At 43.9% G+C, this 15677-nt stretch carries 15 protein-coding genes; 12 read left to right on the top strand and 3 right to left on the bottom strand.

The features are described 5' to 3' along the window. The first annotated feature begins 32 nt into the window (after nt 1-32). The 3 genes from gcvT to gcvPB are packed head-to-tail and all read left to right on the top strand — an operon-like array spanning nt 33 to nt 3948. Nucleotides 33-1127, top strand: a complete 1095-nt coding sequence (gene gcvT, locus BSEL_RS11645; protein ID WP_013173212.1) for a glycine cleavage system aminomethyltransferase GcvT — start codon at nt 33-35, stop codon at nt 1125-1127. 11 nt (nt 1128-1138) lie between these two features. After that, entirely contained in the window at nt 1139-2488 is a 1350-nt protein-coding gene (gene gcvPA, locus BSEL_RS11640; RefSeq protein WP_013173211.1) for an aminomethyl-transferring glycine dehydrogenase subunit GcvPA, read from the top strand. Next, nucleotides 2485-3948: an aminomethyl-transferring glycine dehydrogenase subunit GcvPB gene (gene gcvPB, locus BSEL_RS11635; protein WP_013173210.1), complete on the top strand. Its 1464-nt coding sequence runs from the start codon at nt 2485-2487 to the stop codon at nt 3946-3948. Before gcvPA ends, gcvPB begins: the two co-directional genes overlap by 4 nt. Nucleotides 3949-4102: 154 nt before the next feature. Here the strand turns inward: gcvPB and BSEL_RS11630 are convergent, their stop codons facing one another. Further along, nucleotides 4103-4477: a rhodanese-like domain-containing protein gene (locus BSEL_RS11630; RefSeq protein WP_013173209.1), complete on the bottom strand. Its 375-nt coding sequence runs from the start codon at nt 4475-4477 to the stop codon at nt 4103-4105. Between the two features lie 382 nt (nt 4478-4859). Between BSEL_RS11630 and BSEL_RS11625 the strand changes: the two genes are divergently transcribed. The 3 genes from BSEL_RS11625 to mntR all read left to right on the top strand — a co-directional run bounded on the left by BSEL_RS11625 (nt 4860) and on the right by mntR (nt 9345). Further along, complete coding sequence (locus tag BSEL_RS11625; protein WP_408643035.1) at nt 4860-7415, top strand: vitamin B12-dependent ribonucleotide reductase; 2556 nt, start codon at nt 4860-4862, stop codon at nt 7413-7415. Nucleotides 7416-7676: 261 nt separating this feature from the next. Then, a complete protein-coding gene (locus tag BSEL_RS11620; protein WP_013173207.1) occupies nt 7677-8807 on the top strand; it encodes a DUF4097 family beta strand repeat-containing protein in 1131 nt (376 codons plus the stop codon). A 100-nt stretch (nt 8808-8907) separates the two neighbouring features. Beyond that, nucleotides 8908-9345 (top strand): transcriptional regulator MntR, encoded by a 438-nt coding sequence (gene mntR, locus BSEL_RS11615; RefSeq protein WP_013173206.1) that lies wholly within the window; start codon nt 8908-8910, stop codon nt 9343-9345. A gap of 86 nt (nt 9346-9431) precedes the next feature. Here the strand turns inward: mntR and BSEL_RS11610 are convergent, their stop codons facing one another. Both BSEL_RS11610 and BSEL_RS11605 read right to left on the bottom strand, forming a co-directional pair. Then, the gene (locus BSEL_RS11610; protein ID WP_013173205.1) at nt 9432-10238 is read right to left on the bottom strand and encodes a hypothetical protein; all 807 of its coding nucleotides are present in this window, start codon (nt 10236-10238) and stop codon (nt 9432-9434) included. A gap of 82 nt (nt 10239-10320) precedes the next feature. After that, entirely contained in the window at nt 10321-10743 is a 423-nt protein-coding gene (locus BSEL_RS11605; RefSeq protein ID WP_013173204.1) for an SA1362 family protein, read from the bottom strand. A 311-nt stretch (nt 10744-11054) separates the two neighbouring features. Between BSEL_RS11605 and BSEL_RS11600 the strand changes: the two genes are divergently transcribed. The 6 genes from BSEL_RS11600 to BSEL_RS18370 all read left to right on the top strand — a co-directional run bounded on the left by BSEL_RS11600 (nt 11055) and on the right by BSEL_RS18370 (nt 15515). Beyond that, nucleotides 11055-12116: a M24 family metallopeptidase gene (locus BSEL_RS11600; RefSeq protein WP_013173203.1), complete on the top strand. Its 1062-nt coding sequence runs from the start codon at nt 11055-11057 to the stop codon at nt 12114-12116. Between the two features lie 37 nt (nt 12117-12153). Continuing rightward, the gene (gene efp, locus BSEL_RS11595; protein ID WP_013173202.1) at nt 12154-12711 is read left to right on the top strand and encodes an elongation factor P; all 558 of its coding nucleotides are present in this window, start codon (nt 12154-12156) and stop codon (nt 12709-12711) included. An 81-nt stretch (nt 12712-12792) separates the two neighbouring features. After that, nucleotides 12793-13206, top strand: coding sequence for a hypothetical protein (locus tag BSEL_RS11590; RefSeq protein ID WP_013173201.1), 414 nt, complete (start codon nt 12793-12795; stop codon nt 13204-13206). A gap of 140 nt (nt 13207-13346) precedes the next feature. Next, nucleotides 13347-13733, top strand: coding sequence for a hypothetical protein (locus BSEL_RS11585; RefSeq protein ID WP_013173200.1), 387 nt, complete (start codon nt 13347-13349; stop codon nt 13731-13733). A 535-nt stretch (nt 13734-14268) separates the two neighbouring features. Beyond that, nucleotides 14269-15204: a group II intron reverse transcriptase/maturase gene (ltrA, locus tag BSEL_RS11575; RefSeq protein ID WP_232970458.1), complete on the top strand. Its 936-nt coding sequence runs from the start codon at nt 14269-14271 to the stop codon at nt 15202-15204. Continuing rightward, nucleotides 15201-15515: a group II intron maturase-specific domain-containing protein gene (locus BSEL_RS18370; RefSeq protein ID WP_232970457.1), complete on the top strand. Its 315-nt coding sequence runs from the start codon at nt 15201-15203 to the stop codon at nt 15513-15515. The genes ltrA and BSEL_RS18370 overlap by 4 nt, the downstream gene beginning before the upstream one ends. Nucleotides 15516-15677: the final 162 nt, after the last annotated feature.

Here is a 15677-nt window from a genome sequence, read left to right as displayed (position 1 = left end):
CAGGCTGTCAACTCATGTGGAGGTGTTGTGTTGTGGGGAAAAAGACACCATTGTTTGAGGTGTATGCTGAATCAGGAGCGAAGACAATCGACTTTGGCGGTTGGGATCTTCCAGTTCAGTTTTCGGGGATTAAAGAAGAGCATGAAGCAGTCAGAACAAGGGCAGGAATTTTCGATGTATCTCATATGGGGGAAATTGAGGTTACAGGTCCGGAAACGTTGGAATTTCTGCAATATGTCATGACGAATGACGTAAAAAAAGTCAAAGACGGGCGTTGTCAATATACAGCGGTCTGCTATGAGACAGGCGGAACCGTAGATGATCTCGTCTGGTATAAACGGTCCGATGAGTCAGCACTGCTTGTTGTTAATGCAGCAAATGAAGCAAAGGATTTCGAGTGGCTCTTAAAACACAGCAAGGATTTCAACGTTCAGGTTTCAAATGTTTCGTCACATTATGCTCAGATTGCACTCCAGGGACCGCTTGCAAATCAAATTGCCCAGCGTTTGAGTGAAACAGACCTGAAGGAGATTCGATTCTTTTCATTTAAAGAAGGTGTTACGTTTGCGAATGCCTCTGTTCTGATCTCGAGAACAGGCTATACAGGGGAAGACGGTTTTGAAATATATTGTAATCCGAATGATGCATCACACATATGGAAAACATGTTTAAGCGAAGGGGAAGAGGAAGGCATACAGCCATGCGGTCTTGGTGCCAGAGACACGCTGCGATTTGAAGCAACGCTTCCCCTTTACGGCCAGGAGCTGTCTTCAAATATCAGTCCGGTCGAAGCAGGCATCGGGTTTGCAGTTAAGACGGATGTGGACAGTCGCTTTATTGGAAAAGATGTGCTGGCCCGGCAGAAAGAAGATGGTCCTCTAAGGAAGTCAGTCGGAATCGAAATGATTGATAAGGGAATCCCACGGCACGGTTATGCCGTCAGCCACCAGGGGATGGACATTGGGGAAGTCACCTCAGGGACCCAATCGCCGACACTCGGCAAAAACATCGGTTTGGCACTGATTGATCAAAAATATGCATCAGAGGGGACAGAGGTTGAAGTTCAGATCCGGAAGAAAACGGTTCGTGCGAAAGTCGTGCAAACGCCATTTTATAAAAAAGCTTAGGGGGGATTGGAATGGATCAACTGCGTTATATTCCAATGACAGAAGAAGATAAACAGGAAATGTTTCAGACTATCGGCATCAAGCATCTTGAAGAATTGTTCGCTGATATTCCTGATGAGGTCAGATCCAAGGGGGAAATGTCACTATTACCCGCACTTGATGAGACGAATCTGATGAAAGAAATGAGTCGCCTTGCCGGGATGAATAAAAACACGAAGGAGTATCCGTCCTTTTTAGGTGCAGGGGTCTATGAGCACTACATCCCGTCGGTTGTTAACCATATGCTGCTCCGCTCAGAATTTTATACAGCGTACACACCCTACCAGCCGGAAATTTCTCAGGGTGAACTACAGGGAATCTTTGAATTTCAGACCATGATTGCTGAATTAACCGGTATGGAGATTGCCAATTCATCCATGTATGATGGCCCAACTGCATTGGCCGAAGCAGCAATGATGAGTGCTGGTCATACAAAGAAAAAGAAAATACTGGTTTCGAAAACCGTGCATCCCGAATCCATTCAAGTGCTGAAAACCAGTGCGAAAGGCCAGAATCTCGAAGTGATTGAAGTTGATCATGTTGACGGACAAACAGATCTAGATCAATTAAGAAATCATGTTCAGGATGATATTGCCAGTGTGATCGTGCAATCGCCTAATTTTTTCGGCCAACTTGAGGATCTCGAAGCGATTGAGAAAATTACACATCAGGATAAGAGTCTGTTTATTGTTTCGTGTAATCCCCTCAGTCTGGGTATGATTAAGCCGCCCGGACAGTTCGGTGCCGATGTGGTTGTAGGGGACGCTCAGCCTTTTGGCATACCGATGCAGTTTGGCGGGCCCCATTGCGGTTTTTTTGCAGTGACAAAAAAATTGATGCGAAAAGTGCCGGGACGTCTTGTCGGACAGACAGAGGACCTTGACGGCAGAAGAGGGTTTGTTTTGACGCTTCAAGCAAGGGAGCAACATATCCGGCGCGATAAGGCGACAAGTAATATCTGTTCCAATCAGGCATTAAATGCACTTGCAGCATCGATATCCATGAGTGCTTTAGGGAAAGAAGGTCTGAAGGAAATGAGTCGTCAAAACATGCAAAAAGCCAGATATGCTATGAAGAAGTTACAAGAGTACGGGATTGAAACGGTTTATTCCGGGCCTTTCTTCAATGAGTTTGTCGTAAAAACGAAAGAGCCGGCTGATGAGACGGTGCGTAAACTGCTTGATGATGGCATTATTGGCGGACTGCCTTTAAAACGCTTCTTCCCGGAAAAAGAAAATGAAATGCTGATTGCCGTAACGGAAATCCGTACAAAAACAGATATTGACAGACTTGCAGAAGCGATGGGGAGGGAGTCAAAATGAGAACTGAGAATCAACCGTTGATTTTTGAACTGTCTAAAAAAGGACGAATTGCATACAGTCTTCCGGAGCTTGATGTGGAGGAAACGGCTTTATCAGAAGACATTCCTTCAGAATGGATGAGAGATGAGGAACCAGGTCTTCCTGAGGTATCTGAACTGCAGCTGGTCAGACATTACACGGCCTTATCCAGACGCAATCATGGCGTGGATAACGGCTTTTATCCACTGGGTTCTTGTACGATGAAATATAACCCAAAGATCAATGAAGATACAGCGAGATTGCCGGGATTTGCTCATATCCATCCATATCAGCCCGAAGAGACGGTTCAAGGAGCTCTCGAAATGATGTATGAATTACAGAATTCATTGGCAGAAATCACGGGTATGGACCAGGTGACTCTGCAGCCCGCAGCCGGTGCACACGGGGAGTGGACGGGTCTGATGCTGATTCGGGCTTACCATGAAGCGAATGGAGACCATAATCGAACAAAAGTGATTGTACCGGATTCGGCGCACGGAACAAATCCGGCTTCAGCCGTAGTGGCAGGATTTGAATCGGTAACAGTGAAGTCCGATGAGCGGGGACTGGTTGACCTGGCCCATTTAAAAGAACTCGTGGGAGAGGATACGGCAGCTTTAATGCTCACCAATCCGAATACAGTGGGCCTCTTTGAAGAAAATATTATTGAAATGGCCGACATCGTCCATCAGGCAGGTGGCAAACTGTATTATGACGGAGCGAATTCAAACGCAATTTTAGGGATAGCAAGGCCGGGGGATATGGGATTTGATGTGGTTCATTTGAATCTCCATAAAACATTCACAACGCCTCACGGTGGAGGCGGTCCGGGTTCCGGACCAGTCGGTGTAAAAAGTGATCTTGTGCCGTACCTGCCAGCGCCGCAAGTCATCAAAAACGAAGAGGGTTATGCTTTTCACTCTGATATTCCGGCATCGATCGGAAGAGTAAAACCGTTTTACGGGAATTTCGGAATTAATGTAAGAGCCTATACGTATATTCGGACAATGGGCGCATTTGGCCTTCGGAAGGTGAGTGAGTATGCGGTATTAAATGCGAATTATATGTTCAGGCGACTTGAACCATACTTTGATGCGCCATACGCACAACATTGTAAGCATGAATTTGTCCTCTCAGGAAGAAGGCAGAAAAAATTGGGGGTCAGGACACTCGATATAGCGAAGAGATTGCTTGATTTCGGTTATCATCCGCCAACAATTTATTTTCCGTTAAATGTCGAAGAATGTTTAATGATTGAGCCGACTGAAACGGAGTCAAAAGAAACCCTTGATGAATTTTGTGATGCGATGATTCAGATCGCCAAGGAGGCTGAAGATCATCCGGAAACGGTACAGGAAGCACCTCATCACACGGTGATCAACCGTCTTGATGAAACGATGGCAGCAAGAAAGCCGGTACTGACATTTCAGTCAGCCGATTAAATTCTCTCCAGTTGCATGCTATCTTCTGACGAAACCACAGTCAGATGAAAATAATAACGGACTTAAGCCCATCAGAGCTTAAGTCCGTTTTTCGTTTCTGTCACGGAATCGTACACAGCTTGCATAGCTGATTCCTTTACATGGAGTGAGCCTGTTATTTCTTTACTTTCCCGGTCCACTTTTTAAAGCCGCCTTTTAATGTGTACATTTCTTCAACTCCGCGTTTTTTACGCATGATTTTCGCGGCCTGTTTCGTTCTGGATCCGCTGTTGCAATACATATAGACAGGCTGATCCGGCCGTATTTCTGTAATGCGCTGTTTCATTTGTGAAAGGGGGACATTTCGTGCACCAAGAATATGACCGCCGTCAAATTCTTTTTCTTCTCTCACATCAATCAATTGTGCTTTTCGATAATTTTTCTTGAACTCTTCTTCTGTAACAGGATGTAAATAACTTGGTTTTTTTGAACGGATTAAAATCCATGCAAAAAGCAGTACAGTGACGACTGATAAAATAATGATATCCACGCTTGACACTCCCTTGATTCAGTTCTATTGTTTCGCCATTTTAAATCATACCGCGTAAACAGAGATTTCGCAATGATTGATGTTTATGTCTGTCTGAGGAAGCGGAATGCGGTAAGTCGAACATATGGAAAAAGGCAAGGTTGAAAAAAGTCTGATAGAGGAATTTAACGAAGTCTATCGTCGTTTTTTGCTGATTCTCTTTTATTTTCAATGGATTTCACAGTTGACAAAAATAGTTTTTATCGTTCCGAACCCAACATATAGATATTTTTAAAAATACGAAACACAATATATTGATATTTTGAATTGTGCTGTGATATAGTGGAGCAAGATTAATAAATCGAAAACGTAATGTAAAGGAGCGAGGCCAGTGACGACTTTTATGTCTGAAAGGGAAATCAATATCAAACAATTAAATAAAGATATTGAGTCATTCCCACAAGTATTTCCAATCACTGAAGACATGAAGAAAAAGCAGAGCGGGGTTTCCCGGCTCGTTATGCTTGATCGCTACACGTTTAAGGATACAGAAAAAAAGACGTTAAAGGAAGGGGATTTTGTCGTACTTACGGTGAAACCCGATCCGAAATTTCCTGCGAGAGGATACGGCTTTGTGGTCTCCATTGACTGGAAAGCAGCAACTGCTTGTATCGCCGTGGATCCTGAATTCACAGGAGTACTTGATGATGCCGAAGAGAAAAAGACGGGCATTGTTGAACGGTCATTGGATACCATTGATAAACCGCTCGAAGTCTATTATGAGCAAATCGCAAAACGAAATGCAAGGGGACTCTCTGATGTTGAAACAAATCCGGAGCAACGGGAAGCCTCTTTTGAGCGCTTTTATCATGAACTCGTCAATATGAATTTCGTCCCTGCAGGCCGGGTCTTGTATGGAGCCGGTTCACATACAGACGTGACGTATTTCAATTGCTATGTCATGCCTTACATCGCGGATTCACGGGAAGGGATTTCAGAGCACCGAAAGCAAGTCATGGAAATCATGAGCCGTGGCGGTGGTGTAGGAACAAACGGATCCACGCTTCGTCCTAGAAACACCCTTGCCCGGGGTGTTAACGGTAAATCATCCGGCTCAGTATCATGGTTGGATGATATTGCGAAACTGACGCATCTGGTGGAACAGGGTGGTTCAAGGCGCGGTGCACAAATGATCATGCTCGCAGACTGGCATCCGGATATTCTGGAGTTCATTATTTCTAAAATGCAGAATCCGCGTATTTTGCGGTATTTGTCAGAGCAAATCGAAGATCATCAGATTAAGCGTTTGATTCAGGAAAAATTGAAATTCACACCTCTTTCTGAAGTTGATGAATCGATGTATCAGAGTATCGTGAATTATAAAGCCATCGAAGGACAGGGAGGCTTTGATCCGAAAGTCATTCGTCAGGCTGAGGATACACTCCGTGCTGGCGGCAAGTACGACGTCAATAATTCGGAGTTTTTGACAGGTGCGAATATCTCCGTCTGCATTACAAAGGAATTTATGGATGCCGTTGAACAGGACAGGGATTATGAGCTGCGCTTTCCTGATGTGGAAAACTATAATGAAAAGGAAATGGAAGCATACAACCGTGAATGGCATGAGTACGGTGATGTCAGGGAATGGGAACAGCTGGGATTCGGAATCCGTACGTATCGGAAAATCAAGGCAAGAGAGTTGTGGGAACTGATCAATATCTGTGCAACGTACTCCGCAGAGCCGGGGATCTTCTTTATTGATAATGCCAATGAAATGACCAATGCCAGCGCCTACGGCCAAAAGGTTGTCGCGACAAATCCGTGCGGTGAGCAGCCGCTTGCTCCATACTCTGTGTGTAATCTGGCGGCCGTTAATCTTGCAGAAATGGCTGACAGAACGACGAAAACGGTCGATTTTGAAAAGCTGAAACAAACGGTAGCGACAGGCGTCAGGATGCAGGACAATGTCATCGATGCAACACCTTATTTCCTGCAAGAAAATACGGATCAGGCAAAAGGTGAGCGCAGAGTCGGTCTGGGTGTTATGGGGCTTCACGATCTTCTGATTCATACGGAGACCACATATGGTTCAGAAGCGGGTAATGAACTGGTCGATCAGATTTTCGAAACGATTGCCGTGACGGCCTATCGCGAGTCTGTAGAGATTGCCAAGGAAAAAGGGAGCTTCCCGTTCCTTGAGGGATCAAACACAGAGGAGACAGCTTTCCTAAGAGATCGGTTTACTCAGACCGGCTACATGAAGAAAATGCCTGAGGATCTCCTTGAAGATATCCGAGCATATGGCATCAGGAATTCTCATCTTCTTACTGTGGCACCGACCGGTTCGACAGGGACAATGGTTGGTGTATCCACTGGACTCGAGCCCTATTTCTCATTTTCTTATTACAGAAGTGGCCGATTGGGTAAATTCATTGAAGTCAAAGCGCAAATTCTTCAGGATTATTTGGATGAACACCCTGAGGTATCTTCAGATCAGTTGCCTGAATGGTTCATTTCGAGTATGGAATTAACACCTGAGGCACATGCTGACGTGCAATGTGTGATTCAGCGTTGGGTTGACAGTTCTTTAAGTAAAACCGTCAATGCACCAAAAGGATATACTGTTGATCAGGTCAAACGGGTCTATGAACGTCTCTACAATGGCGGAGCCAAAGGTGGAACGGTTTATGTGGATGGCAGTCGTGATTCACAGGTATTAACACTGAAAGCAGAAGAGAACGATGAGTATACGGTGGATTTAACCGGTGGCGAAACAGAATCGGAAGAAAAGAAAACCGTCATGCTGGTTGAAACCATCACCGATCTTCGGTCTACAAGTGTTACCTATGGCAGTGAGGTTGGCAATACGTGTCCGGTGTGCAGGCAAGGAACCATTGAGGATCTTGGTGGTTGTAACACGTGTACAAACTGCGGCGCGCAACTGAAGTGCGGGTTATAAAAGAATAGAATTAATGAGACTGTGAGCGATCTATCGTTCACGGTCTTTTTTTTACTATAGGAATGTTTAACTCTGTTAAATGGTTATCGTATAATTGCAACTAAGGCTTTCGCCATTGAGGCTTGGCGACAAGCCAGGTTTTCTTTACGGTTTGACTGAATACGTCCCAAGTCTTATAGAGAATCCATCGAAGGGGTATCCCTTTTCTCATGAATATATCGTATGATAAAGATAACTTCAGCTGAAAAGAGGGTGGCGGGCATGAGACTGACCGGCAAACGAACGGTAGGGTTTCTAATTATTGCAATTGGTTTTATGATCTTGTTTGAACGGTTTCAGATGCTTGATGCCTGGTTGGTTTTTGGCTATTTGTGGATTGCGGCAATCGTTTTGTTTTTGGCAGAGCTGTGGTTGGATCAGAAGAAACGGTTTTTCGAAGAAGAACAAATCCGAATTCACAAACCGTCGGTCCTGTTTCTTAGTGTGATGACAGTTGTCAGTTTATCGGCAGGTAATCTGGATTCCTTTTCGTCGATGGGCGGAATAGCGATTGGTGGAGGGTTTGAAAACAGTGAAGACTATCATGCCAGCTTTGAAATGGAAGAGTCAGTTGACGAGATCGCCTTGACTTTGACGAATGCATCATTGACAATTCGAACACATGCAGAGGACAGTGTGGTGATTGACGGTAAAGTGAAAGGTTCCGGTCTGGGGATGGAAAGACTTGCAAATCGTTTTGAGGAGCGGTTGGAGATTAACCAAGACGGAGATCGTATGCATATTGAGCATGATCAAAGCCGTATGTTCTCGTTTCCTGTCATTGGGAGACAACTCAAATTGGAGGCGGATCTGTTTATACCTCAGGATCTGTTCTTACAGGTCAGTCTGGTCAATGGTTCGATTCTGTCAGATGGCGTCAAAGGCGACGCAGAGGTTTCAGTTGTCAACGGCCCAATCTCTGTAACCGGGCAGAAGGGGGATGTATTGGCTTCTGCTACTAACGGCAGAATCAGGATCAGTGACGTGACAGGGACTGTGTCGGCTACTGGAACCAATGGAGATATACAACTCTCAAATGTGGAGTCAATCGTGTCAGCTAAAACGGTTAATGGATCCGTCTCGGTTGAATCACTCGATCAGGGGGGAGACTGGGATTTGGAAACCGTGAATGGAAGAATAAATGTCCGTATACCCAGAGATTCCGATGTCATGTTTGAAGGAAATACGACAAATGGTTCTGTGAGTGGAGATGCAGACTGGGAACGGGCATTCAGTGGCAATAACATCAGGGAAAACCGCCACGGGGCAACACAGATCGGGATCGGTACATGGAACATTCAGGCCAAGTCTGTGAACGGTCATATCAGGCTCGAATTCGAGCAGGAATATTGAAGAAACGGATCAGTCCCCTGACTGCATGTCTTTGGTAGTTAGCGGGACTGTTTTATAGTATAATGAAAACCAGTTGTCAGATTGACTGGAGGTTTAGGAAATGCCAACACCAAGTATGGAAGATTATTTAGAGAGAATTTACATATTGATCGAAGAAAAAGGGTACGCAAGGGTTTCTGATATCGCAGAGGCGCTTCAGGTACACCCTTCTTCAGTCACGAAGATGGTTCAAAAGCTCGACGCCAAAGAGTATCTGGTCTATGAAAAATACAGGGGACTGGTCTTAACCGGAAAGGGAAGAAAGATTGGGAAACGGCTTGTATACCGTCATGATTTACTTGAATCATTTATGAAGATTATAGGCGTGGAAGAAGAAGGGATTTATGAAGACGTGGAGGGAATTGAGCATCATCTGAGCTGGGATGCAATCGACCGCATCGGTGATCTGGTACAGTTTTTTGAGGAGAATCCTGAGAGAGTTGAGGCGCTGAGGGATGTTCAGCGAAAGAATGACCTGGTCAACGGGGAAGATAAATAAAGCCGGGGCAGATCCATTATGGAGAATGTCACGGAAGTAAAAGAAAAACCTGATCCGCTGATAGTGGATCAGGTTTTTGCCTGTAATCAAAACACATGGGATTCAAATCCTTCGCGACCATAAAACCCTAATAAAACGGATAAGTAAGGAACAAAGAATGTGATCCACAGACCCGTGACGATTCCTAGCAAAATCGATGGGAACGGCCCGTCAAACAAATGAAGGGAATAGAGGAGGTAGCCCAGTATGATTCCGAATAGACCAAGACCGGAAGCGACGATTTTATTCCTCAGGTTACTGCTTGAGATGGACATTCTGATCTTCAGTGTTTCAAGACCTGTTCCAACTCCAGCCCCCAACATGACCCCTGGTAAATAGACAAGTGGCATCTCTGGATAAATAAAGAACAGAGCCGCGATGGGGATAACAATTGCAAATGCCAATAAGTAAGGATCGGGCATGGCACCCATCCAATCCTGGCTTTTGAAAAAAGCGTAACTGATGAACCCTCCAATGAAGAGACCACCGATAATTGAAAAAAGAGGAATCTGATAGATGAATAAATAATAGATGCAGATTAACGTGATCGGAATTAATGTCAGGAATACAAAACTTCTTCGAATCAGTAAAGGGATGATAAAACCTGTTAAGGTCATTGTTGCCTGTATGTGCGGATGGGTGATGGGGATCAATCCATCCTCGGTGAACAGGTAGGGAATATTCAATAATATGATATAACCGACGGTCAGGGAAAGGATGGTTAAATAGAGCATATTAAATCCCAACCGTTTATGTTTAGTCCACAGTACTATACTGACTATAGCAAGCAGGGATAAGAAAAGGTATTCGGAGATGATTTCGATATGGGTAAACGGCTGAGATCCAAACCACATGTTATCCCCCCTTCCACTGATAATAGCCAGTAAAATGAACCATTAAGAAAATGATAAGATGAACGAAAGAAAAAACCAGGCTTTAGAAAAGTGCCCGGCTTTTTTTCTTGTTCTTTTTTCCTTCAATTACGGTGAGCTTTACATCCGATGGCTTTCGAACGAGTGGCCGGTTAGTTGAGTTGCGTTTTTTCTCCTGCTTTTTCTTTGAGAAAGAAACGGTGTTCTTTTTTCCGGCAGGGGGCGTCTTTTTTGCTGTTGCCTGCTGAGGGCTGTGTACCCGTTTTGATTGCTTGACAGCACGTTGATAGGCGCCGCCACTCTGTCCGCCCATCATTCTCGGCATGACAAACCTTGTGACGAGTAGGATCAGCAAAGTTGCGATACCGATGGTGATGAGGATGGATGTGAAGAAAGCACCAGGCGATGTAAACAGCTGTACACCAATTCCCAATAAAGCCAATGATAGAATAATGACCAGTACTGGGCTTTTAAATAATTGCTTCATTGCATTACACCTCCTGATATAAAATGGTAAGCTTTCGGATGGAACATCTGGTTGAAAAATTGGTTGATTTATGAAGCGCGTTGTTTTCAGTTCTGCTTGTCTGTTACTTATATTTTACACGATAGGTTCCGGCAAAGCCAGCTTATCTACTGATAGAATACTATTCCCACAAGGACAAATATTTACACCTCAAATATTCAGAATACACCGTTTTTCTCTACATAATGTATCAAAAGTACCTTATACCATGAGGAGCATTTCCATGTTAGAATAACAAAGGGTAAAAGAATAATCGACGAGGAGGATCACACATGTCCAAACTTAACGAGTTAAGAAAGCAATTTCAAGGAAATGGGATTGACTCATTGCTGATTATGAGTCCGTATAATCGGCGTTACATGACAGACTTTACCGGAACAGCAGGAGCCGCTCTGATCACGGAAGATCAAGCCCTTTTCATTACAGACTTCAGGTATACAGAACAAGCAGATGAGCAGATCGAAGGTTTTGATATTATCGAACACAAAGGACCTTTAATTAAAGAAGTGGCTGCACAGCTTGGAAAAGCAGGAGCCAAAAAACTAGGCTTTGAAAAAGAACATACGACGTTCTTGCAATTTGAAACATTCCAGAGTGAAATAGAAGCGGAACTTGTACCTGTAAGTGGTCTTGTAGAAAAAATGAGATTAATCAAAAGTGCTGACGAGGTTCAGATTATTCAGGAAGCTGTCGATATTGCGGATGATGCATTTACACATATTCAGTCTTTCATCAAACCGGGAGTAAGAGAAATCGATGTTTCTAATGAATTAGAATTTTTCATGAGAAAAAAGGGAGCAGTCTCATCTTCATTTGATATAATTGTGGCGTCCGGTTACCGTTCAGCTTTACCGCACGGTGTAGCAAGTAATAAAGAGATACAATCCGGAGAGCTTGTAACCCTTGATTTCGGTGCTTATTACAAAGGTTACTGTTCAGATATTACCCGGACAGTTGCGGTCGGAGAAGTGGACGATGAGCTGAAAAAGATATATCATACAGTATTAGAGGCTCAGCTTCGTGGGGTGAACGGGATCAAACCGGGTATGACCGGTATTGAAGCGGATGCTTTGACACGTGATCACATCAAAGCTGAGGGTTATGGTGACTACTTTGGACACTCCACAGGGCATGGCATGGGCATGGAAGTCCACGAAGGGCCGGGATTGTCATTCAGAAGTGAGCAGAAACTTGAGCCGGGAATGGTTGTGACGGTTGAACCGGGCATCTACATTGCCGGTAAAGGCGGAACCCGTATTGAAGACGATATCGTGATTACAAAAGAAGGAAACACAATCATGAGCAAGTCGACAAAAGAACTTATTACCCTTTAATTGAGGAATTAGACTATTTTTGTACAGGAGGACATTTATGATTTCAGTTAACGATTTTAAAACAGGATTGACCATTGAGGTGGATAATGACATCTGGCAAGTCATTGAATTTCAGCACGTAAAACCAGGCAAGGGTTCAGCCTTTGTCCGTTCTAAGCTTCGCAGCATGCGATCAGGAAACATTCAGGAAAAAACCTTTCGTGCAGGTGAAAAAGTTGAGAAAGCTCATCTTGATAATGATAAAATGCAGTATTTGTATTCGGATGGGGATCTTCATGCTTTTATGAATATGGAGACGTTTGAGCAAATCGAACTGCCGTCCAATCAGATTAAACATCAACTTAAATATCTGCTTGAAAACATGGAAGTACAGGTTTTGCAGTATAATGGTGAAATTCTTGGAGTTGAAGTTCCGAACACGGTAAAATTAAAAGTAACCGATACAGAGCCAGGTATCAAGGGAGATACGGCTTCAGGCGGAACAAAGCCGGCGACCGTTGAGACAGGATTGACTGTCCAGGTTCCGTTTTTCGTTAATGAAGGAGATTATTTGATCATTGATACGCGTGAAGGGAAATACGTTTCAAGAGGCTGATTTTGTGGAAACACATCTGTAATTACTAACATTACAGATGTGTTTTTTTACAATAACAATCTAATTGAAGAGGTGATTGACGTGAACGAAAAACAAGTTACTATTTCAGAAACAGTCACTGCTAATTTCCAGAAGTTTTCAGAATATGTCGTCTGCGTTGAGGTCATGCAAAACGGCACGTCCAAGGGCTCATTTTGCACGGATGTGAAAGCGTTTGATGAGTGGGATGACGAAGAGATGATCGAGCTTGTTAACAGCCATCTCGATCAGGTGAATCCGGATGACTGGATTAAAGGAGATGAAATCATCACCCTGGATAACGGTATTACGGTTTCATACAGCAGGCATTGGGATGATTTTTATTGTGTGAACGTCTTTGATGGGGGAAAAGAAATCAGTTCGTTTTGTGCGGATCGGGATTCATTTGAAGAATGGACAGAAAGCAAAGAGCAGTTGATGAATGTGATCCGTTCACAGACAAAATTACAAATCTGACCGTACAGATTTCAGACCTGTCATGATTTTTACATGTGATCATGGTATAATACCTTATTGAACGCACACCTTTCAGATGATCGATCTAAGAATCGTCATACGAATGAATGTGAACCAGTGTCATTAAGGAGCGAATGCAAATGGAATGGTCAGAACTGACTGAGGGTGCGAAAGCAGTCCTCGAACAAACACGAAACATTAAGAATGACAAAATTCAAATTGTAGAATTTGAAGTGGGCTTTATTCAAAGTGAAGAACAGGCTGGAGATGGTGAGCCGGTATCGATTCAGGAAGAGGATTATTTGAGCCTGAAAAGATATACTGCGCAAAATGAATATGGAGAAAAATACCACATGGCCCGAAACAAAGATGTGGTAAAAATCATTTTGCTCGATAAGGGGAAAATTCCTGAGAACCTCTCTGATTTTCCAATCTTCAGGGAATACAAAACACAGGTGGAATCCCCTGTTACCGAAGAAACTGAAGAGACTGATCTGGAGAATGAAAATTCAGAAACTGCCGAATGATCATATACCCTTGTGCGTAAAAAGCACAAGGGTATTGTTATAGTGTGCCGGGCATGCACTGTATCTTGGGAGTGAAAGTCTCCTGTGGGCTTGGCAGTAGGAACCACTAGTCAATGGCAAGGGTGTCCACCGTGAGGTGGAATCTGAAGGAAGCCGGCGACAAACTCCTGTACCGAGGAACACGAACCATATCAGGCACAAATGGGGCGGATGAGTCTGCTATACAAGATAAAGTCCAATACTGCCCGAACCCCACAGTGTAAATATGGCGGCGATAGGACGAAGGAGACAGTGCTTACCCCGGGAGGTCTTACGAGGGTTCCCGACAAGAAGGATGGAAGATCCTACAGGAACAAGGAATTCAGAGATGGATTCCTGAATCGTAAGAAGTCAGCCGAGGTCATAGTAATCCCATGGGGATGAAGGACCGAACAATAAGCGTCTTTGAGACAAATGAAATTGACAGGATTGCTTTAATCACAGAAAACGTCTCCGGACGGCTATCTGCAGAGGGATACGCTGGAAGCGTAAGAGTATGCAGAAGCGTGTAGCAATCTGGCAACGAAAGGAGTCGAAAAGCGGTATGCAATTAATTGACAGAGTGGTCTGTCCGGATAACCTGAATTTGGCGATGAACCGGGTGATTTCCAATAAAGGAAACCCCGGGGTCGACGGGATGACCGTTGACCAACTTGAAGCACATGTTCACCAATATGCGAAACCATTGATAGCCAAAATCCAAAAAGGGACATATCAACCTTTGCCCGTAAAACGGGTAGAGATTCCGAAAGAGAATGGAAAGAAACGCAAATTGGGGATACCGGCAGTCCGGGACCGTATGGTCCAGCAAGCGATTTTTCAAGTTATTGAACCGATAATAGATCCGCACTTCTCTCCAAACAGTTATGGGTTCAGACCGGGTAAAAATGCCAAACAAGCGATTAAACAAGCCGCAAAATATTATGATGAAGGATTCAAAATGGTCGTGGATATCGATCTGAAAAGTTATTTTGATACGATTCCCCATCAAAAGCTGATGAACTATCTTGAACAATATATTCAGGATCCGATCATCTTGAAACTGATCTGGAAGTTTCTTAAAAGCGGGATTATGATAGGGGACAACTGGGAATCTTCAAGAAACGGTGCACCGCAAGGCGGCAACTTATCACCGATTCTCAGCAATGTTTACCTACATGAACTGGATAAGGAATTGGAAAGAAGAGGCCACCGTTTCGTCAGATATGCAGATGACTTTTGCATCTACGTTAAAAGTCGCAGAGCTGCGGAGCGTGTGCTCCTTAACACAACAACTTTCCTCGAGGGAACACTTAAACTGAGTGTGAACCAAGAGAAAAGTGCTATAGGATCACCAACGAAACGAAAGTTTCTGGGGTTTTGCATTCACAAAAGTAATAATGAAACCAGGCGAACTCCTTCGATTACATTATTCTTAAGATTAACCAGGTGACAACCGGCTGGATCAACTACTATGGCATCAGTTACATGAAATCCTTTATCAACAGCATTAAGCAATGGTTACACCATCGGCTGAGGCAACTGATCTGGAAACAGTGGAAGAAAATTAAAACGAGATACAAGAATTTGATGAAGTATGGCATTGAAACCGAAGAAGCTTGGAAAATGGCAAACACTCGCAAAGGCTATTGGCGTGCCTCCAAGAACGAGACACTGCACAAAGCCATCAAAATAGAAAAGCTCGCAGGGTGGGGACTCAAAGACATGAGTCAACTCTACGAGCATGCATACTCAACTTATTGAACCGCCGTATACGGGTCCGTACGTACGGTGGTGTGAGAGGTCGGGGCTGTGAAGCCCCTCCTACTCGATTCTGAAAAAATAATCGAAAAATAGGTTTTCTTTTCACTGTAATTACGGTAGCATAATTATGACTACGTCCTAATACGTAGTTGAATTTATCAG

The organism is [Bacillus] selenitireducens MLS10 (assembly GCF_000093085.1).
In the GTDB taxonomy this organism is placed as follows: domain Bacteria; phylum Bacillota; class Bacilli; order Bacillales; family Salisediminibacteriaceae; genus Salisediminibacterium; species Salisediminibacterium selenitireducens.
Note: the sequence above shows the minus strand (reverse complement) of the source record. Positions and strands in the feature narration are given on the sequence as shown.